The 13,136-nt window shown below is 40.0% G+C and carries 16 protein-coding genes and 1 pseudogene; 15 read left to right on the top strand and 2 right to left on the bottom strand.

Annotated features, from left to right (window positions below; genetic code table 11):
- Window positions 1–213 precede the first annotated feature (213 nt).
- The 7 genes from IMZ28_RS07125 to IMZ28_RS07095 all read left to right on the top strand — a co-directional run bounded on the left by IMZ28_RS07125 (window position 214) and on the right by IMZ28_RS07095 (window position 7,033).
- Complete coding sequence (locus IMZ28_RS07125) at window positions 214–1,899, top strand: DUF4407 domain-containing protein (protein WP_197547898.1); 1,686 nt, start codon at window positions 214–216, stop codon at window positions 1,897–1,899.
- Between the two features lie 113 nt (window positions 1,900–2,012).
- The gene (locus tag IMZ28_RS07120; protein ID WP_197547897.1) at window positions 2,013–2,576 is read left to right on the top strand and encodes a hypothetical protein; all 564 of its coding nucleotides are present in this window, start codon (window positions 2,013–2,015) and stop codon (window positions 2,574–2,576) included.
- Window positions 2,577–2,578: 2 nt separating this feature from the next.
- Window positions 2,579–3,757, top strand: coding sequence for a TRAFs-binding domain-containing protein (locus IMZ28_RS07115; protein ID WP_197547896.1), 1,179 nt, complete (start codon window positions 2,579–2,581; stop codon window positions 3,755–3,757).
- 355 nt (window positions 3,758–4,112) lie between these two features.
- The gene (locus tag IMZ28_RS07110) at window positions 4,113–4,802 is read left to right on the top strand and encodes a hypothetical protein (RefSeq protein WP_197547895.1); all 690 of its coding nucleotides are present in this window, start codon (window positions 4,113–4,115) and stop codon (window positions 4,800–4,802) included.
- On the top strand, window positions 4,799–6,226 hold the full coding sequence (locus tag IMZ28_RS07105) for a HesA/MoeB/ThiF family protein (RefSeq protein WP_197547894.1): 1,428 nt from the start codon (window positions 4,799–4,801) through the stop codon (window positions 6,224–6,226). The genes IMZ28_RS07110 and IMZ28_RS07105 overlap by 4 nt, the downstream gene beginning before the upstream one ends.
- A gap of 3 nt (window positions 6,227–6,229) precedes the next feature.
- Window positions 6,230–6,709 carry a hypothetical protein gene (locus tag IMZ28_RS07100; RefSeq protein WP_197547893.1) on the top strand — a complete coding sequence of 160 codons (480 nt, stop codon included), beginning with the start codon at window positions 6,230–6,232 and terminating at the stop codon, window positions 6,707–6,709.
- A gap of 99 nt (window positions 6,710–6,808) precedes the next feature.
- Entirely contained in the window at window positions 6,809–7,033 is a 225-nt protein-coding gene (locus IMZ28_RS07095; RefSeq protein WP_197547892.1) for a hypothetical protein, read from the top strand.
- A gap of 6 nt (window positions 7,034–7,039) precedes the next feature.
- Here the strand turns inward: IMZ28_RS07095 and IMZ28_RS07090 are convergent, their stop codons facing one another.
- Window positions 7,040–7,894: a metallophosphoesterase gene (locus tag IMZ28_RS07090; RefSeq protein WP_197547891.1), complete on the bottom strand. Its 855-nt coding sequence runs from the start codon at window positions 7,892–7,894 to the stop codon at window positions 7,040–7,042.
- Window positions 7,895–8,062: 168 nt separating this feature from the next.
- Here IMZ28_RS07090 and IMZ28_RS07085 point away from each other — a divergent pair, with 168 nt between their 5' ends.
- The 3 genes from IMZ28_RS07085 to IMZ28_RS07075 are packed head-to-tail and all read left to right on the top strand — an operon-like array spanning window position 8,063 to window position 8,739.
- Window positions 8,063–8,212, top strand: coding sequence for a hypothetical protein (locus IMZ28_RS07085; protein ID WP_197547890.1), 150 nt, complete (start codon window positions 8,063–8,065; stop codon window positions 8,210–8,212).
- Window positions 8,213–8,222: 10 nt separating this feature from the next.
- On the top strand, window positions 8,223–8,462 hold the full coding sequence (locus IMZ28_RS07080; RefSeq protein WP_197547889.1) for a DNA translocase FtsK: 240 nt from the start codon (window positions 8,223–8,225) through the stop codon (window positions 8,460–8,462).
- Window position 8,463: 1 nt separating this feature from the next.
- Window positions 8,464–8,739, top strand: coding sequence for a hypothetical protein (locus IMZ28_RS07075; RefSeq protein WP_197547888.1), 276 nt, complete (start codon window positions 8,464–8,466; stop codon window positions 8,737–8,739).
- A gap of 103 nt (window positions 8,740–8,842) precedes the next feature.
- Here the strand turns inward: IMZ28_RS07075 and IMZ28_RS07070 are convergent, their stop codons facing one another.
- On the bottom strand, window positions 8,843–9,364 hold the full coding sequence (locus IMZ28_RS07070; protein WP_197547887.1) for a heme-binding domain-containing protein: 522 nt from the start codon (window positions 9,362–9,364) through the stop codon (window positions 8,843–8,845).
- Between the two features lie 288 nt (window positions 9,365–9,652).
- Here IMZ28_RS07070 and IMZ28_RS11130 point away from each other — a divergent pair.
- From IMZ28_RS11130 to IMZ28_RS07050, 5 genes and pseudogenes are all read left to right on the top strand, one after another.
- Window positions 9,653–9,742: pseudogene (locus IMZ28_RS11130) on the top strand (transposase); the annotation flags it as partial.
- A 164-nt stretch (window positions 9,743–9,906) separates the two neighbouring features.
- Complete coding sequence (locus IMZ28_RS07065) at window positions 9,907–10,641, top strand: metallophosphoesterase (RefSeq protein ID WP_197547886.1); 735 nt, start codon at window positions 9,907–9,909, stop codon at window positions 10,639–10,641.
- A complete protein-coding gene (locus IMZ28_RS07060; protein WP_197547885.1) occupies window positions 10,641–10,940 on the top strand; it encodes a hypothetical protein in 300 nt (99 codons plus the stop codon). The genes IMZ28_RS07065 and IMZ28_RS07060 overlap by 1 nt, the downstream gene beginning before the upstream one ends.
- A 44-nt stretch (window positions 10,941–10,984) precedes the next feature.
- The gene (locus IMZ28_RS07055; RefSeq protein ID WP_197547884.1) at window positions 10,985–12,691 is read left to right on the top strand and encodes an Lcl domain-containing protein; all 1,707 of its coding nucleotides are present in this window, start codon (window positions 10,985–10,987) and stop codon (window positions 12,689–12,691) included.
- A gap of 34 nt (window positions 12,692–12,725) precedes the next feature.
- Window positions 12,726–12,944, top strand: a complete 219-nt coding sequence (locus IMZ28_RS07050; RefSeq protein WP_197547883.1) for a hypothetical protein — start codon at window positions 12,726–12,728, stop codon at window positions 12,942–12,944.
- The last annotated feature ends 192 nt before the right edge of the window (window positions 12,945–13,136 follow it).

Here is a 13,136-nt window from a genome sequence, read left to right as displayed (position 1 = left end):
ATCTCATGATAAATTCATATAAGACTGAGAATGGGTTGGTCATTTGTGATGACAAGTATTTTCCGGTTCATCTATGAATTTACAGACTGTTTTTTGGATATTTTGGATGCAGGATATTGAGAGAAAGAGACAGATAGTATGTCTATATGGTGTATCTAAAGTATCTAAAAAAAGTATGCAAGAGTATGATCATCAAAACATAAGGAGCGGTCAATGAAGATGATCAATAAGATAGCAAGAGACATAGCAGCGATAGACAATATAATGCTGAATGAGTGTCCTCAAAAAGACAAAATATGGGCAACACAGATAGGATATGCTCTGATACTGACTTTTGTGGTACTCTGGGGCATTACATTTTACTCTATAACTATCATGAACGGTGGAGATGTCTTTTTTGATGCAGAGACCAAAAGCGTCCGCTTTGACAGCAATATAATAGAAACAGGAGAGTATGTACTGTATGGCGTGGTCTCTGCCATTGTTGCGCTGGTGGTTGTGTTGTTCGACAGGGCATTTTACCAGTCGGACTGGTTTATGCAGATGCCCTATGGTGCCCAGATCTCACTTTGGAAAAAGACAGGCTTTTGGGCCGGCAATATCTTAAAAATAACTGTCCGTATCAGTATCTCACTCTTTTTGGCCTATACGTTTTCAAGTTTTCTCGAGTTGAAGTTCTATGAGTCTGAGCTGCTTGCCTCAATGCAGAAAAAACATCTTAAGGAAAATAAGAAAGCGTATGATGATATGAAAACATACGCTCAGAAACTGGAAGAGGAAGAGGATGTTTTAAAGCAGGCAGAAGAGAAACTGATTGAGAAAATAAAAACACTTGACAGCGGTGTTGTGGTATGGAGTGATGATTCCGTGGTCAGGTCACTTGAAGAGAAGAAAAAGAGCGTTGAAAAAGAGTATGAAAAAATGTTTGCTGCTTTAGATACTGAGTATCATGCAAAAATGAAGGTAGTGAAAGAGGCACGCAACCCGTTACAGCAAAAGCTAAATGCCATGCAGCAGGAATATGATGCAGTTGAACTGAAGTATCAGGCAGAAGTGGGAGGACTCAAAGAGATCGAGGTGGGCGGAAAGATCATCAGGGCAAGCGGAATTCCTACAGAGGGAAGAAGGGCAAAGGTCTATAAAAAACGTATGCATCAGCTCAAAGGCAAAATGCGGGAGCTTTCTGCCTTGCTGCACAATTACGATGTCAAGATACAACTGCTGGTAGAAGAGTCAGCAAAGAATAAAGAAGATCTTCAGGTACAAAATGAACATGCACTTGCCGCAATCGATGCGCAGCTTAAAGAGTATAAGCAAAAGGTACAGAAGGGAATGCAGGCAAATGCAAAGACGATCATGAAGAGGTTTGAGGCACAGCTAAAAAGGGTGCAGAAGAGACTGGAAGATATTGCCAAAAATAAGCAGCAGTACATTGAAGCACATTACAAAGAGATCATACACTCTCCGGAGTTCATTCCGTTCAGAGATGGTCCCATGAGCCGTCTGATCGCTATGGATGAGATGAAACAGGATCCAAAGACAGGGAAAGAGGTAGGGTACTTCTCATGGGTGGTCAAAGGTATACTGATCTTTTTGGAGATCGCACCAATCCTTGCAAAAATGATATTCGGACCACCGACAGTCTATGCAGCTGCACTACAGATGCAGACGAAAAGAGCAACGCAGCGCATTTTGGAAAATGACGGTTTGAGCAGGGATGAGATCGATGAGCTTATAGCAGTGGAGAAGAAAAAAATGGAACTTGAAGAGGCAAAAAAAGTACTTGAGCAGATACGGCAGGAGCGGATGTCAGAAGAGAGAAAAACGGTTTTTTCGCAGTCTCAGACAAAAAACTATGAGGAGATCCTGAAAGAGGTTTGTACGAACAGGGCAGCCTAAGGCTGTATGGGGTGATGGAGTATAGAGGTGTCAAAGCAGCATAGATTTTGCTGTCTTGTCTAAAATATCCAAAAACAGTATTGGAAAATGTCGGAATTACAAAAGGAATCTAAATGAAACCATATTATCTAAAAGAGAAACTGTATGTAGGTGTCTCCGGACATAGAGATTTGAAGAAGTCAAAAATGGATGACTATAAAGAGGAAGTAAAATCAATATTGATGAAGTTGATTAGGGAAAATCCTGACAGAGAAGTGATTGTTGTCTCGCCTTTGGCAGATGGTGCAGACAGGCTGGCCGTGTATGCCGCAAAAGAGCTTGAGCTTCGGTATGAAGTGCTGCTTCCCATGCCGTCATATTTGTATGAAAAAGATTTTTCATTGGAATCACTGCAAGAGTATAAAGCACTGACAATGACTGCTATGGATAAACCAACGGTCATACCGTTATGTGAGGGGTGTACCGAGGAAAATATCTCAAAGTATGGAGAGTATAGAGATAAACAATATTTGAAAACAGGGGAAGAGATCGTAGACAGAAGCAATATGATGCTCTTTTTGTGGGATGGCAAACCGAGTGGTGGTACTGGCGGTACAGGAGATATTGTTGTATATACAGAACAAAAAGATAAAAGCTTTTTTATCGTAGAATGTGAGAGAGAAGCGAAGGAAGAGTAGAAATGACAGATATACAAAAGTTTCAATGTATGGTAAGCAAATACAGGGACAAATATGAGCATTATGAGATATTTGCAGAAAAGATAGGAGCATCCAGGGCAGCGGTGAACAATTGGGAAAATGGTGCGGGGAATAAGCTGCAGACAAAGAACAGAACGAAAATCTGTGAAGGATTTGGTCTAAGGTATGATGTCTGGACCGAACACTACTATACCGAACAGGAGTTTATGAAGCATCTTGATACCTATCTTCTTGATCAGGACACTCCTGTATGGGAAGAGAAAGAAAAGGTTTTCTTTGATGATATTATTAAAATGTCACCGGCTGAAGAAGAGCAGATAAAAATACTTGATACACAGGACCCTGTTAGTCTCCCCGGTAATATAGAAGGGTATTCTCCTGACTTTATGATGGCCCTGATACGTTTACTTAAAGATAATAACCAAATCGAAGATGCACTACGGATAACAGATGTGCTACTTGCTTCCAATACACTCTATAAAGCCAAACATTACAACCTTATTCAGCATCTCAAAGCAGTTTTACTTTCAAGTGAGAGGGTGCGAGACTGGGACGGTGCATTGGATATCTTGAATATACTTTATTTTTCTGCCGGATATCACATGGAGGAGCCGGAAGTACTTACATTGATCGCCTCAAACTATAAACGTAAAGCATTGTATAGTGAAAAGGGAACGCTGAACCCACCTGATGTACGATATATAGATATGGATCTTTTAGGGAAGGCACAGGCTTCATACAGAGAGTCATATGGGCTCAAAAAAGAAGAAAGATACTATGATGCGATCAATATTGCTTACTTGATCGGAATTATCAATGCTTTGGAAACCGACAGTGAACAGACCGATACCAGATCAGAGATCAAAGCACTCTATGAAGAGGTGCATAAGTCCGGTTGGAAGACAAATGAAGATGACTGGTGGGAAGTCGCAACAGAAATAGAGTTTTTGGTACTTATGGATAAAATGCATGATGCCATAGGAAAACTCAATGATTATCTGGACTGGAATGAGAAGTCATTGAAAAAGTTCGATATGGGAACGACCATCAGGCAGTTAGAGTTGTATATACATTTTACAGGTGATAATAGTGCCAAAGAATTTCTTGATTATATGAAAGAGTGTCAGGAAGCTATAGGGACAAATAGTGAGGGTGAGTAGCAGTTTTTGGGCGACCGTTCAGAACTTTATTACCCTCCGGTAGATGAATGAATGATATCACAACCACAGACTCTTATCCGAACGTCACTCTTTAGTGGCTGAGTTTACTTTTTTACCTCTGTTTTCAAAATAATTATACTCCCTCCAAAATTTTAAAAATAATCATCGCACAGTAATATTGTCAGCCAACAGAATGTTGGCAGGTGTGAAGATGAGTTAAGAGAGATTTTGGAAGACAAGAAGCATATTTCCAAAATATCCAAAAATTTTCAGACATACTCTTAATGTGAAAGACGAGAGGTGTCCGGGAAAGTTCGGACAGATACTATTTGCAGTATGGCACAAGGAGTACAGCATGGCAAAAACAGTCAATCTGGCAGAAGTAGTACCCGGGTATGAGTCCGGTGTAAAGGAGTTCATCGTAGAGGATAAACAAAAAGGAAAGGTCGAGGTGATGACCCGGGAAAACCTGGAGAGAATGGCACCGGAGAACATCGGTACGGTTACACCAAAACCGTTTCAGGGGAACATTATTGACGGTGCAGATGATATTGCCGAGTATTATCTGCACAAGGAGTTTCCCTATCTGCTTCAGTTCTTTAGAGAGCTTGGCATCGATCAGCCGATGATCACGTATGACTTTGAGACCCCGGGAGAGCACTGGGTGAAGATGGATTTTCCGCTTCCTGAAAAAACAACACTTGAAGATGGAAGCACCTACCGTTTTCCGTATGACAAAGAGTCGTTTCTCTTTATTCTAAACAACTATCCGGACAGCCCTCCAATTGGGTTTCATATACCTAAAGGTTCTCAAAATATTGGTGCAATGGAAAAGATATTCGGTACACATCTTTATGACCATGCCATTCTTGAGAGTGACCATGTAGAGTCAAGCCTCAAAAATAACTGGCATTGGATATGTTTTCACTACAATGACAACAGCTGGAACTTTAACAGAAACAACATCAAAGAGGGTGATACTCTTGCATACTACTGTTACTACATTTACTATAAACTCCTGGGAGTAGAAGGAGTTTCGCAATGAACAGAACGATTGTGAAGTTTACGAAGGAGACCTTTGATGAGCTTAAAAGCCTCCTTCTTGCAGACAGAAATGAAAAGCACGCTTTTTTGCTGTGCAACCTGGCACAGAGCAGCCACCATACATGTAATACGGTATTTTTGGTAGACAAGATAGTCATCTTTGATGAAAAAGAGATCTCTGTCTCCGCCGTACACGTAGAGATAGAAAATGATCTGGTGAATGGACTTTTTCAGCAGTTTGTCAACGGAAAACATCAGGCACTCATAAGCTGTCATTCCCATCCGTTTGAAGAAGGGAATGTCTGGTTTTCGGGTATTGATGATGCCAATGACCAGAAACTGTTCGAGTATTTCTATACGGAGATTACCAAACATAAACCAGATGCACAAATGCTTACCATGGTCTTTGGGCAGAAAACGATCGCGGCAAGAGGGTATGTGAAAGAAACAAAAGTGTTTACTTCTGTTGATCAGATAGTGGTAGTAGGGTATCCTATGAAGTATATAACCCCTGTAAATAAGAGCCATGAAGATCATACTGTTGATATGAAGATGTATAACAGACAGATCCTTGGTTTTGGAGAAGCAGGGCAAAAAGAGCTTTCTCGGTTGAAGGTGACACTGGTGGGAGCGGGAGGTACCGGTTCCATTTTGGCTGAAACACTGGTGAGACTTGGTGTAAAAAACCTTGTGATCATTGATGATGACAAGCTGGAAGATACTAACTTGAACAGATGGCAGGGAGGAAAGATTTGTCATGTTGGCAGATATAAGGTCAACATTTTAAAAGATCTACTCTATCCGATAGCTTTTGATCTAAAAATCAAGACATTTGAGTCTACCCTCTTTAATGAAGAGGTGATAGACTACATTAAGGACAGTGATGTGGTCATAGGTGCTGTAGACAGCAATAAAGCACGCTATCTTCTTAACAGAATGGCACTGGCATATCTTATTCCGTACCTGGACTGTTCAAGCGGTATTGTTGTAGAGCAGGGAAACATCAAAGAGCTGTCTGCGCGCAATGTTGTGGTTGTTCCGGCAGCGACACACTGTTTCAATTGTGAAGAGGTCTATTTCAAAAAGACAGAGTTCGCCTATGATTTTGTATCCGAAAGCATGAAGAAAGAGGCTCAGAGACGAAAATATATTCAGGTGGAGGATATATCTGTCAAGTCCCCGTCAGTTTATCCGCTTAATATGCTTTCGGTCAGTACATTGAGCCTGGAATTTATGAATCTATTTTGGGGATATAAAGACAAAATGCTGGAAAATACCTATATTAACTGCATGACTCTGGAAAATCAAGGGCAAAAGATTGCATGGGAGCATCAAAAACCAAACAGTTCCTGTATTGATTGTCAGGATCGGGTCGCACTTGGGGATAGAGCAAAAGTGTGGGAACTCTTCTTTAAAGAAGGATAGAAGATGGGACTCAAAGATATAGATCCTACCCCTCCGTATATGAGAGCAGGGTACAGTAGCAGGTCATCGCATCCTTTTACCCAAAAGGAGTCTGAAGAAGAGGTGGCTTTGGGCACACTGCTGGAGACGATGCGTGAACGACCATGGTTCTTTTCTGCATGGCTTGTTTACGGTGGAACCGCCATTATGACATTTGCAATGATGCTCATCGACACCCTTATGCAAAGCAGAGGGTTTTTCAGTTTTATCTGGCAAGTGTTCAAAGGGCTCTTCATTGGTACAGTAGACGGACTGTTATGGCCGATACTGCTGCTGTTTGACATGCAAGAGATGTGGGCAGTCTGGTTCCCGTTTATAGGAAGTATGCTGGTGGTCTATAGGCTTTTGTTTGAACAGAGGGCATACCGTCAGCAGTTTGTTATTGCGGTATGGGTGTATGGTATGGTGACTCTTGGGCTGATCATTAACTATTTTGTCAATTGAGGCACTTGTCTATTTTATCTAAAAAAATTGCAATAAATTACATATACGGAAAAACAGAGGTGCTTGAAAAGCCGACTATGATATTAAAAAGGAGCAAAAATGGCATATGCAGTACAGGTAATGGTTGTTGACCGAAGAACAGGAAAAGGTCTTTCAGGACAAAGAGTAAAAGCTTATGGCGGTCCGGAGGTTAAAACGAACAGTAGTGGGCTTGCAACAGTGATAGTGAGTTCATCGGCTGTGGATGTATATGTGAATGGTATGCGAGCATATAACGGTAGTGTCAGTGCTGCTCCAAAACCCATTATCTATGAGAGAGGATGACCTTTCTCATAAGTTTAAGGGCATTGCGGATGCGATGACGCCATGTGTATCAATCTTGATGAGTTCGTATATCCTGTCTTTAATTCGCAAAACATTCAAGGGGTGCCTTTGATAGTTTCCACTGTCTAAGCCTATACGGTCTTCTTTTAAAATAATGTTTTCCGGTTCACAAACATTTAAAAATGACTTCTCATCTTCATTTAAACTGCCTATCGGAGTATGGCCAAAAATGATTCTTGCAGGATAGGTACCTGTGTACATATAAAACTTTTCTCTTATCCATAGGTAAGTATCATTACCGGAGCCATCAGGTGATATGCCCGGTTCTACGCCTGCATGTACAAAAAAGAGTTCATTCTCTCTATCATACATATAAAGTGGCATAGATTCAAAAAAAGTTTTTGTTTTTTTCATAAGATCAAATTCTTGGGTAAAGCCTTTTAGCGTATAGATCATCTCTTGATAGGTTTTTCTGTTGAGGTCATTCATCTTCGATTCAAGGATCGCTATAAGATTGTTGCCGCTTTCTGCAATTTGGATATTTCTAATAAATTCCTGCTCATGGTTCCCGCGCAAAAATGTATGAGTGATATTGTGCTCATCAAAATAATCTTTAAGATCGAAGAGTCTCTCAATAACCAACCTCGAACCAATATCTTCATAATATATTTCGACCTCTTTTTTAAAGCGTTTACTATAGTGTTTGAAATTACCACCCTCTCCACGATCTATGTAGTCTCCCAGAAACAGAATATGTATATTTCTGTCTTTTTGTATGGATTCTTTGATCAATTGCACTACAGCATCAAACTGCTTAACTTGTCCGTGAATATCGGGAATTATCAGGTAATCGGCTTTCATTGTTCTTGTCTATTTTTCTAAAACTTTGGCTCTTTACAAAAGTCACTGATCTTGTCAAAAGCTCCATTATGCAACTTTCCAAACAACTTTATGACATCTAAAATATCTAAATAGTCTATCTTAATATTTTACATAAAAACACAAGAAAGGATCTTGAATGAGAATCAAATGAAAACAGATGCTGTTTATAGCAGGGTAAATGAGCCTAAAGAGCGTAAATTGTTCATTAATGGCGATCATCATGATATGTTAGCTGTGAACAGAATAAAATACCTTGCTATGCTCAAAGAGTTTACAGAAAGTGTAGATTGTAATTAAGGAGGGGTGAATGTCCCAAAGTGGAACTATTGTTTTAGATAAGCTGTATGAACAGGCAAAGCAGATTGTATTGACGGATAGAAAGAGCACGATAGTGCATTTGCAGCGAAAACTCCATATAGGGTATGAACGTGCCGGAATAATTCTGCAGCAGCTTGAAGCCACAGGAGTTGTAACAGCTCCAGAGAGCTTTGGAAAAAGAAGAGTCATGGATGACTTTCAGTATGAAAATATGGAAAAAGGTACGTAAAATGCAAAAATATACAAACAGTGTGATTGTTTTTGGCTTGTTGTTATTCTCATGGGGGTTTGGATCCTATGTCTATCCGCTTATGAATCGTGCAGAGGCGTATGGGTTCTTTCTGTTTATGATAGCGGGTGTTGTATGGATACTGCGGAAAAAACTGGGCTGGAAATGGGTATGGACAACCTTTTTGGGGCTGTTTGTCATTGCTGTACTTTTCATACTGACATCACCACACAGGCTGCATAGATTGAAGTCATGGACAGAATGGTTAATGGGGTAGTCCGGTGATAGCGTATCAAAAAGTTTTATTTACAAGTATGTCGATCTTTTTTTGAGTACCTCTCTGTTTGGATTTAAAACAGGAGGTCAGTTAGTGAGAAAGATCATTTATGCTTCTTTTCGCTTTTTAATAATTTGATCGATCTGGTACTCCAGGAAATGATCTCCTTCTTTTCTGCATCGGTTAATCTGGAATCCCAGTGTCCTAAAATATAACGAAGTGGCGGCATACCGCCTTCCATACCTATTTTTTGAATACTTTTAAGATCATTCAGGGGTGATTCGTGAGAGATAAAAGGAAAATCTTTACGCATATCCATATGCTCTTTGGCTTCACGCATATCATAGTTCATCATCTGTTTGATACCGGGTAGTGTATAGTACCATGGTGTATTTTCCGGATCTGCATGACAATCAAAGCATTTTTTTTCAAAGATCGGTTTGATATTTTTCAGATATGATTTATTGATCTCTTCATATAGAGCGCTCTGGGTAGTGTTGACTGATTTTTGAACTACACTTTTAGTTGTTTTTACTTTTTCTTCATGAGTTTCATCTCCGTGCCCAAACACTATGGCGGGAGAAAAAGCCAATAGAAGAAATACCGTCTTTTTATTTGTTTTCATTGTTTTTCCCTTGGTCAGTAGGTTTATGATCCATATTAAGAGTATTTGACTTATTTCCATTCTATACCTATAGTGTGTAAAATGTGTGTAGAAGTTGATGAGGCAGAGCACGTATGGCTGGAAGCTTTCTCGTTCCATATCTCCCGATATGGAATGCATACCTCAAATTCAATAAACCAATAAGCCCAATATCGCTACTCGTACCATATCAGGAGATATGGTACGAGTTAAAAATCCAATCTTTCTAAAAGTGGAAAATTCCAGTAAAATATTATAAGAAGATTTTCTATGAAGAAGTCACGATTTGGTGATACACAGATACTATCAATTTTAAAACAGGCAGAAAATGGGATACCGGTTTCTGAGATTTGTAGAGAGATTGTATCAAAGTCCATACTGGGATGATTTAAGAAAAATCAATCACTGGCAAGAGGAAACAGCTTGTTTTAGCAATGGATCTATACCTCCTGAAGAGCTTTTTGAGGATTGACAGGTTGTAGATAAACTTTTTGAAATGTATAAAAAAGAGAGGTAATAAAATAATGTATTACATCATCGGTGATGTTCACGGTGAATACAACACCCTCATGAGACTTGTCGAAAAACTTCCCAGCGATGCCAAGCTCATATTTGTAGGCGACCTTATCGATCGCGGCAGCAGAAGTGCAGAGGTGGTGAAGTTTGTGCGAGAGGGTGGACATGGGTGTGTGATGGGCAACCATGAGGAGATGATGACGGGATACGGCAGCAGTTTTGCCCTATTTATTGAACAAAATGAACCTATAAAAACGTATAACAGTTGGTATAGCAACGGTGGTATTGCCACACTCAAGTCGTACGGGCTTATTACCTTGCAAGAGGGTAAGCCCGTAGTTGCTTTGGATGCCAAAGAGAGGCTGGAGATATTCAAAGAGGATATTTGCTGGATGCGTTCGCTGCCACTGTATATACAACTCGATATAGACCACTCTTCAGGTAAACCCGTTGTCGTCTCACATGCACCTATCGCCACCGTTTGGGGGATGCGCTACAGCGATGCAATGTACAAGACCTTTGCCGAGATGGCACTTTGGAACAGGCGAGAGCCTGATGAGAACGCACCCATTTTCAACATCTTCGGACACACCGTTACTCCATATGGTGCCGATGTGCAGCCACACTATGTCAATATCGATACGGGATGCTACATGAGTGAGCATGGGTACGGGATGCTCAGTGCCTACTGTGTAGAGACGGGGGAAGTGGTGAGTGAAAAAAGAGTAGAGAAGAGGCGGTAATGAGTCAGATAATAGAAGTATGGGCTGAAGACAACTACGATTTTATGAAAGGGGAGAGCCATCCCTGTAAAATAGCGGAGTTTCATAGTACAGAGGAGGCAGTGGCGTATATGTGTGCCAAACTAGATGAGCAGTTATACGGACTGGCCAAAAATGTTGCGAGTGCAGAAGAACTGTTGAGCGTGTACAAATACGGTGGTGTAGACTATTTCATCAAAGATTCGCTGCTTTTTTCAAGCTGGGAGTATGCAGAGCAAGTGGCGCAGAAGATATTTGAAGAGGTGTGCTGTGAAAAATAACAGGGAAAAAATGATAAAGTCGTGTTACATAAAAAGGAGAGAAAATGAAAAAAATACTTTTTAGGTTGATAGTCAGTATGCTTGTGTTAAGTCTAAATATAAGTGCAGAGGAGTGCAATGATGATAGTTCATTGCCAGTTGTATTGCAATCGGGTTTGCATTTTAAAAAGGTGAAAGATTATGCCAATGCAGCAAAGTGTTTTGAAATTGCATGTGAGAACGAGTCATCTGACGGCTGTTTTATGGCAGGTGTTGTTAATGAAATGATGGATCCCAAAAAGTATCAGAAGCGTTCTTTGAAATATTATGGTTCTTCTTGCTATGGTGGCAATGCAGATGGGTGTATTGAGGCTGGAGGACGTTATTGGGCATCAGGTAATGGTTTGTTTGCAAGAAATATGTTTGAACGTGGATGTGCTGTAGACAAAAGAGTGTGTGGTTACGTATTTATGATGAATCTTCGGGGTATTGTTTCCGAAATGGATTCAGAAGAGAAGATGGATAAAGAGATGCTAGGCTTTATAAGAGAGTATAAAAAGCTTAAAGGCTATTGTACTGAAACAGAAGAAGAGTTGCCTTGTGGCTATCTTCATAAAGTAGAAAATGTCATCGAACACAATCCCATATTTACAGACTATTTTGAGAACTTGGCAAAAGGAAGTAAATGGATCAGTCCAAGCAGTAGTATTTGTCAGGCAAAGGGAGGAAAGTTTGATAGTGGAGCATGCAAAGCCAATTGGCTACAGGCTGAAAAGATATGCCGTGCCAGTGGTGGTCAACTTCCCAGTATTGACGAATTGAGAGATGTAGTGACAATGTGTGGTGGGGTTGTTAATGATGTAGGAAATAATCTTGAAGATTTGGATTATCAACAGTGTTATTCTAAAATGGGTTTTAGTAGCTCGAACAATTACTGGTCATCTACAGCTATAACTGGTGATGATGATGTTGTGTGGTATGTTCGTTTCCGTCAGGGTGATGACAAAATGAGTATGAAGTCTAAGAGCAGATATGTAAGATGTGTGAAGGATGGGAAGATAAATGATGCAATGCCTTCATGGTGTACTGCTCCAAAATTAAATAAAACAGAACATACGATTTGTACTGATGACACATTGAGCGCATTAGATATAAAACTTGCTGAAATTTATGGCGCTTCAAAGGTTCGCAGTAAAGATGTTTCACAAAAGCTTTGGCTTAAAAAACGTAATGATTGTGGAAGTAATATTTCGTGTATCAAAAATGCATATGAAGAGAGGATCCGTAGCTTACTGAAGATATCAAAAAAAGATATTCAAAAAGAAAAAACCATGCAGGAACAAGTAACAGAACAGAAGCACTTACCGCCAAAAAGTGACACTTCACTGGATAAAGTAGTTTTGAAAAATATAAAAAAGAGTATGCACTATATTCTGGATAGAGATATGAAAGCATTTGCCAATATCACAGACAGTGGTAGAGTATATACAAAAAAAGAATTCGAAAGATTGACTGGCAGTGAAACGTCATGGAAAAAGAACTTTCCGTTTCTTGATGGGGTGACACATGCCGATATTGATAGTTTGCAAATATATAAAAAAGCACATAGAGACAAGGAGCGTACCTGCCGTTACGTTGCAACAGGAAAGAAAGTACCTTGTAAAAGTTTGGAATACTGTTTTACGATAGACGATAAAACACTGCCGAAGAAGGGATGTCTGGATATGTATTATATTCAAGGAAAGATATACTGGGAGCCTTATGGGTGGTAGGTTTGTGTATCCTTATGTTAATTAAGTCAGAAGAATGAAAGTAGTACAAAAAATTCTGTGGTGGCTTTATTGTATTCTGGCAATAGGTATTGTCGGGTACTTTTCTGCACTGCTTGGTGTTTTTGCAACCGATGCGCCGGGTACGCCTCCCGAAGGTGCCATTGTGATCGGCAGCTTGATCTTTGTTGCAGGTATGGTACTTTTTATTGGGATACCTTTTGTGTTATGGAAATGGATAAAGAGACAAAAATGAAAACAAACAGACTCAAACAAGCTTTTTTCACCACACTTGTTCAGCTTCCTGTAATCTTATGGCAGCATATGTTCATAGCGATGTATGCCAACCATACCCGCCATGTGGATTATACTAACCGGTTCAATATCACTATACTGCTCTTGCTCGTTCCATATCTCCCGATATGGAATGCATACCTCAAATTCAATA

Origin of the sequence: Sulfurovum indicum, from assembly GCF_014931715.1 — a bacterium.
Classification (GTDB): domain Bacteria; phylum Campylobacterota; class Campylobacteria; order Campylobacterales; family Sulfurovaceae; genus Sulfurovum; species Sulfurovum indicum.
Note: the sequence above shows the minus strand (reverse complement) of the source record. Positions and strands in the feature narration are given on the sequence as shown.

Excerpts from the sequence above, each read along its gene's own strand:
- IMZ28_RS07125 (WP_197547898.1), top strand. The coding sequence starts at position 214 with ATGAAGATGATCAATAAGATAGCAAGAGACATAGCAGCGATAGACAAT.
- IMZ28_RS07115 (WP_197547896.1), top strand. The coding sequence starts at position 2,579 with ATGACAGATATACAAAAGTTTCAATGTATGGTAAGCAAATACAGGGAC.
- IMZ28_RS07065 (WP_197547886.1), top strand. The coding sequence starts at position 9,907 with ATGTATTACATCATCGGTGATGTTCACGGTGAATACAACACCCTCATG.
- IMZ28_RS07055 (WP_197547884.1), top strand. The coding sequence starts at position 10,985 with ATGAAAAAAATACTTTTTAGGTTGATAGTCAGTATGCTTGTGTTAAGT.
- IMZ28_RS07060 (WP_197547885.1), top strand. The coding sequence starts at position 10,641 with ATGAGTCAGATAATAGAAGTATGGGCTGAAGACAACTACGATTTTATG.
- IMZ28_RS07085 (WP_197547890.1), top strand. The coding sequence starts at position 8,063 with ATGAAAACAGATGCTGTTTATAGCAGGGTAAATGAGCCTAAAGAGCGT.
- IMZ28_RS07100 (WP_197547893.1), top strand. The coding sequence starts at position 6,230 with ATGGGACTCAAAGATATAGATCCTACCCCTCCGTATATGAGAGCAGGG.
- IMZ28_RS07105 (WP_197547894.1), top strand. The coding sequence starts at position 4,799 with ATGAACAGAACGATTGTGAAGTTTACGAAGGAGACCTTTGATGAGCTT.
- IMZ28_RS07110 (WP_197547895.1), top strand. The coding sequence starts at position 4,113 with ATGGCAAAAACAGTCAATCTGGCAGAAGTAGTACCCGGGTATGAGTCC.
- IMZ28_RS07080 (WP_197547889.1), top strand. The coding sequence starts at position 8,223 with ATGTCCCAAAGTGGAACTATTGTTTTAGATAAGCTGTATGAACAGGCA.
- IMZ28_RS07070 (WP_197547887.1), bottom strand. The coding sequence starts at position 9,364 with ATGAAAACAAATAAAAAGACGGTATTTCTTCTATTGGCTTTTTCTCCC.
- IMZ28_RS07075 (WP_197547888.1), top strand. The coding sequence starts at position 8,464 with ATGCAAAAATATACAAACAGTGTGATTGTTTTTGGCTTGTTGTTATTC.
- IMZ28_RS07095 (WP_197547892.1), top strand. The coding sequence starts at position 6,809 with ATGGCATATGCAGTACAGGTAATGGTTGTTGACCGAAGAACAGGAAAA.
- IMZ28_RS07050 (WP_197547883.1), top strand. The coding sequence starts at position 12,726 with ATGAAAGTAGTACAAAAAATTCTGTGGTGGCTTTATTGTATTCTGGCA.
- IMZ28_RS07120 (WP_197547897.1), top strand. The coding sequence starts at position 2,013 with ATGAAACCATATTATCTAAAAGAGAAACTGTATGTAGGTGTCTCCGGA.
- IMZ28_RS07090 (WP_197547891.1), bottom strand. The coding sequence starts at position 7,894 with ATGAAAGCCGATTACCTGATAATTCCCGATATTCACGGACAAGTTAAG.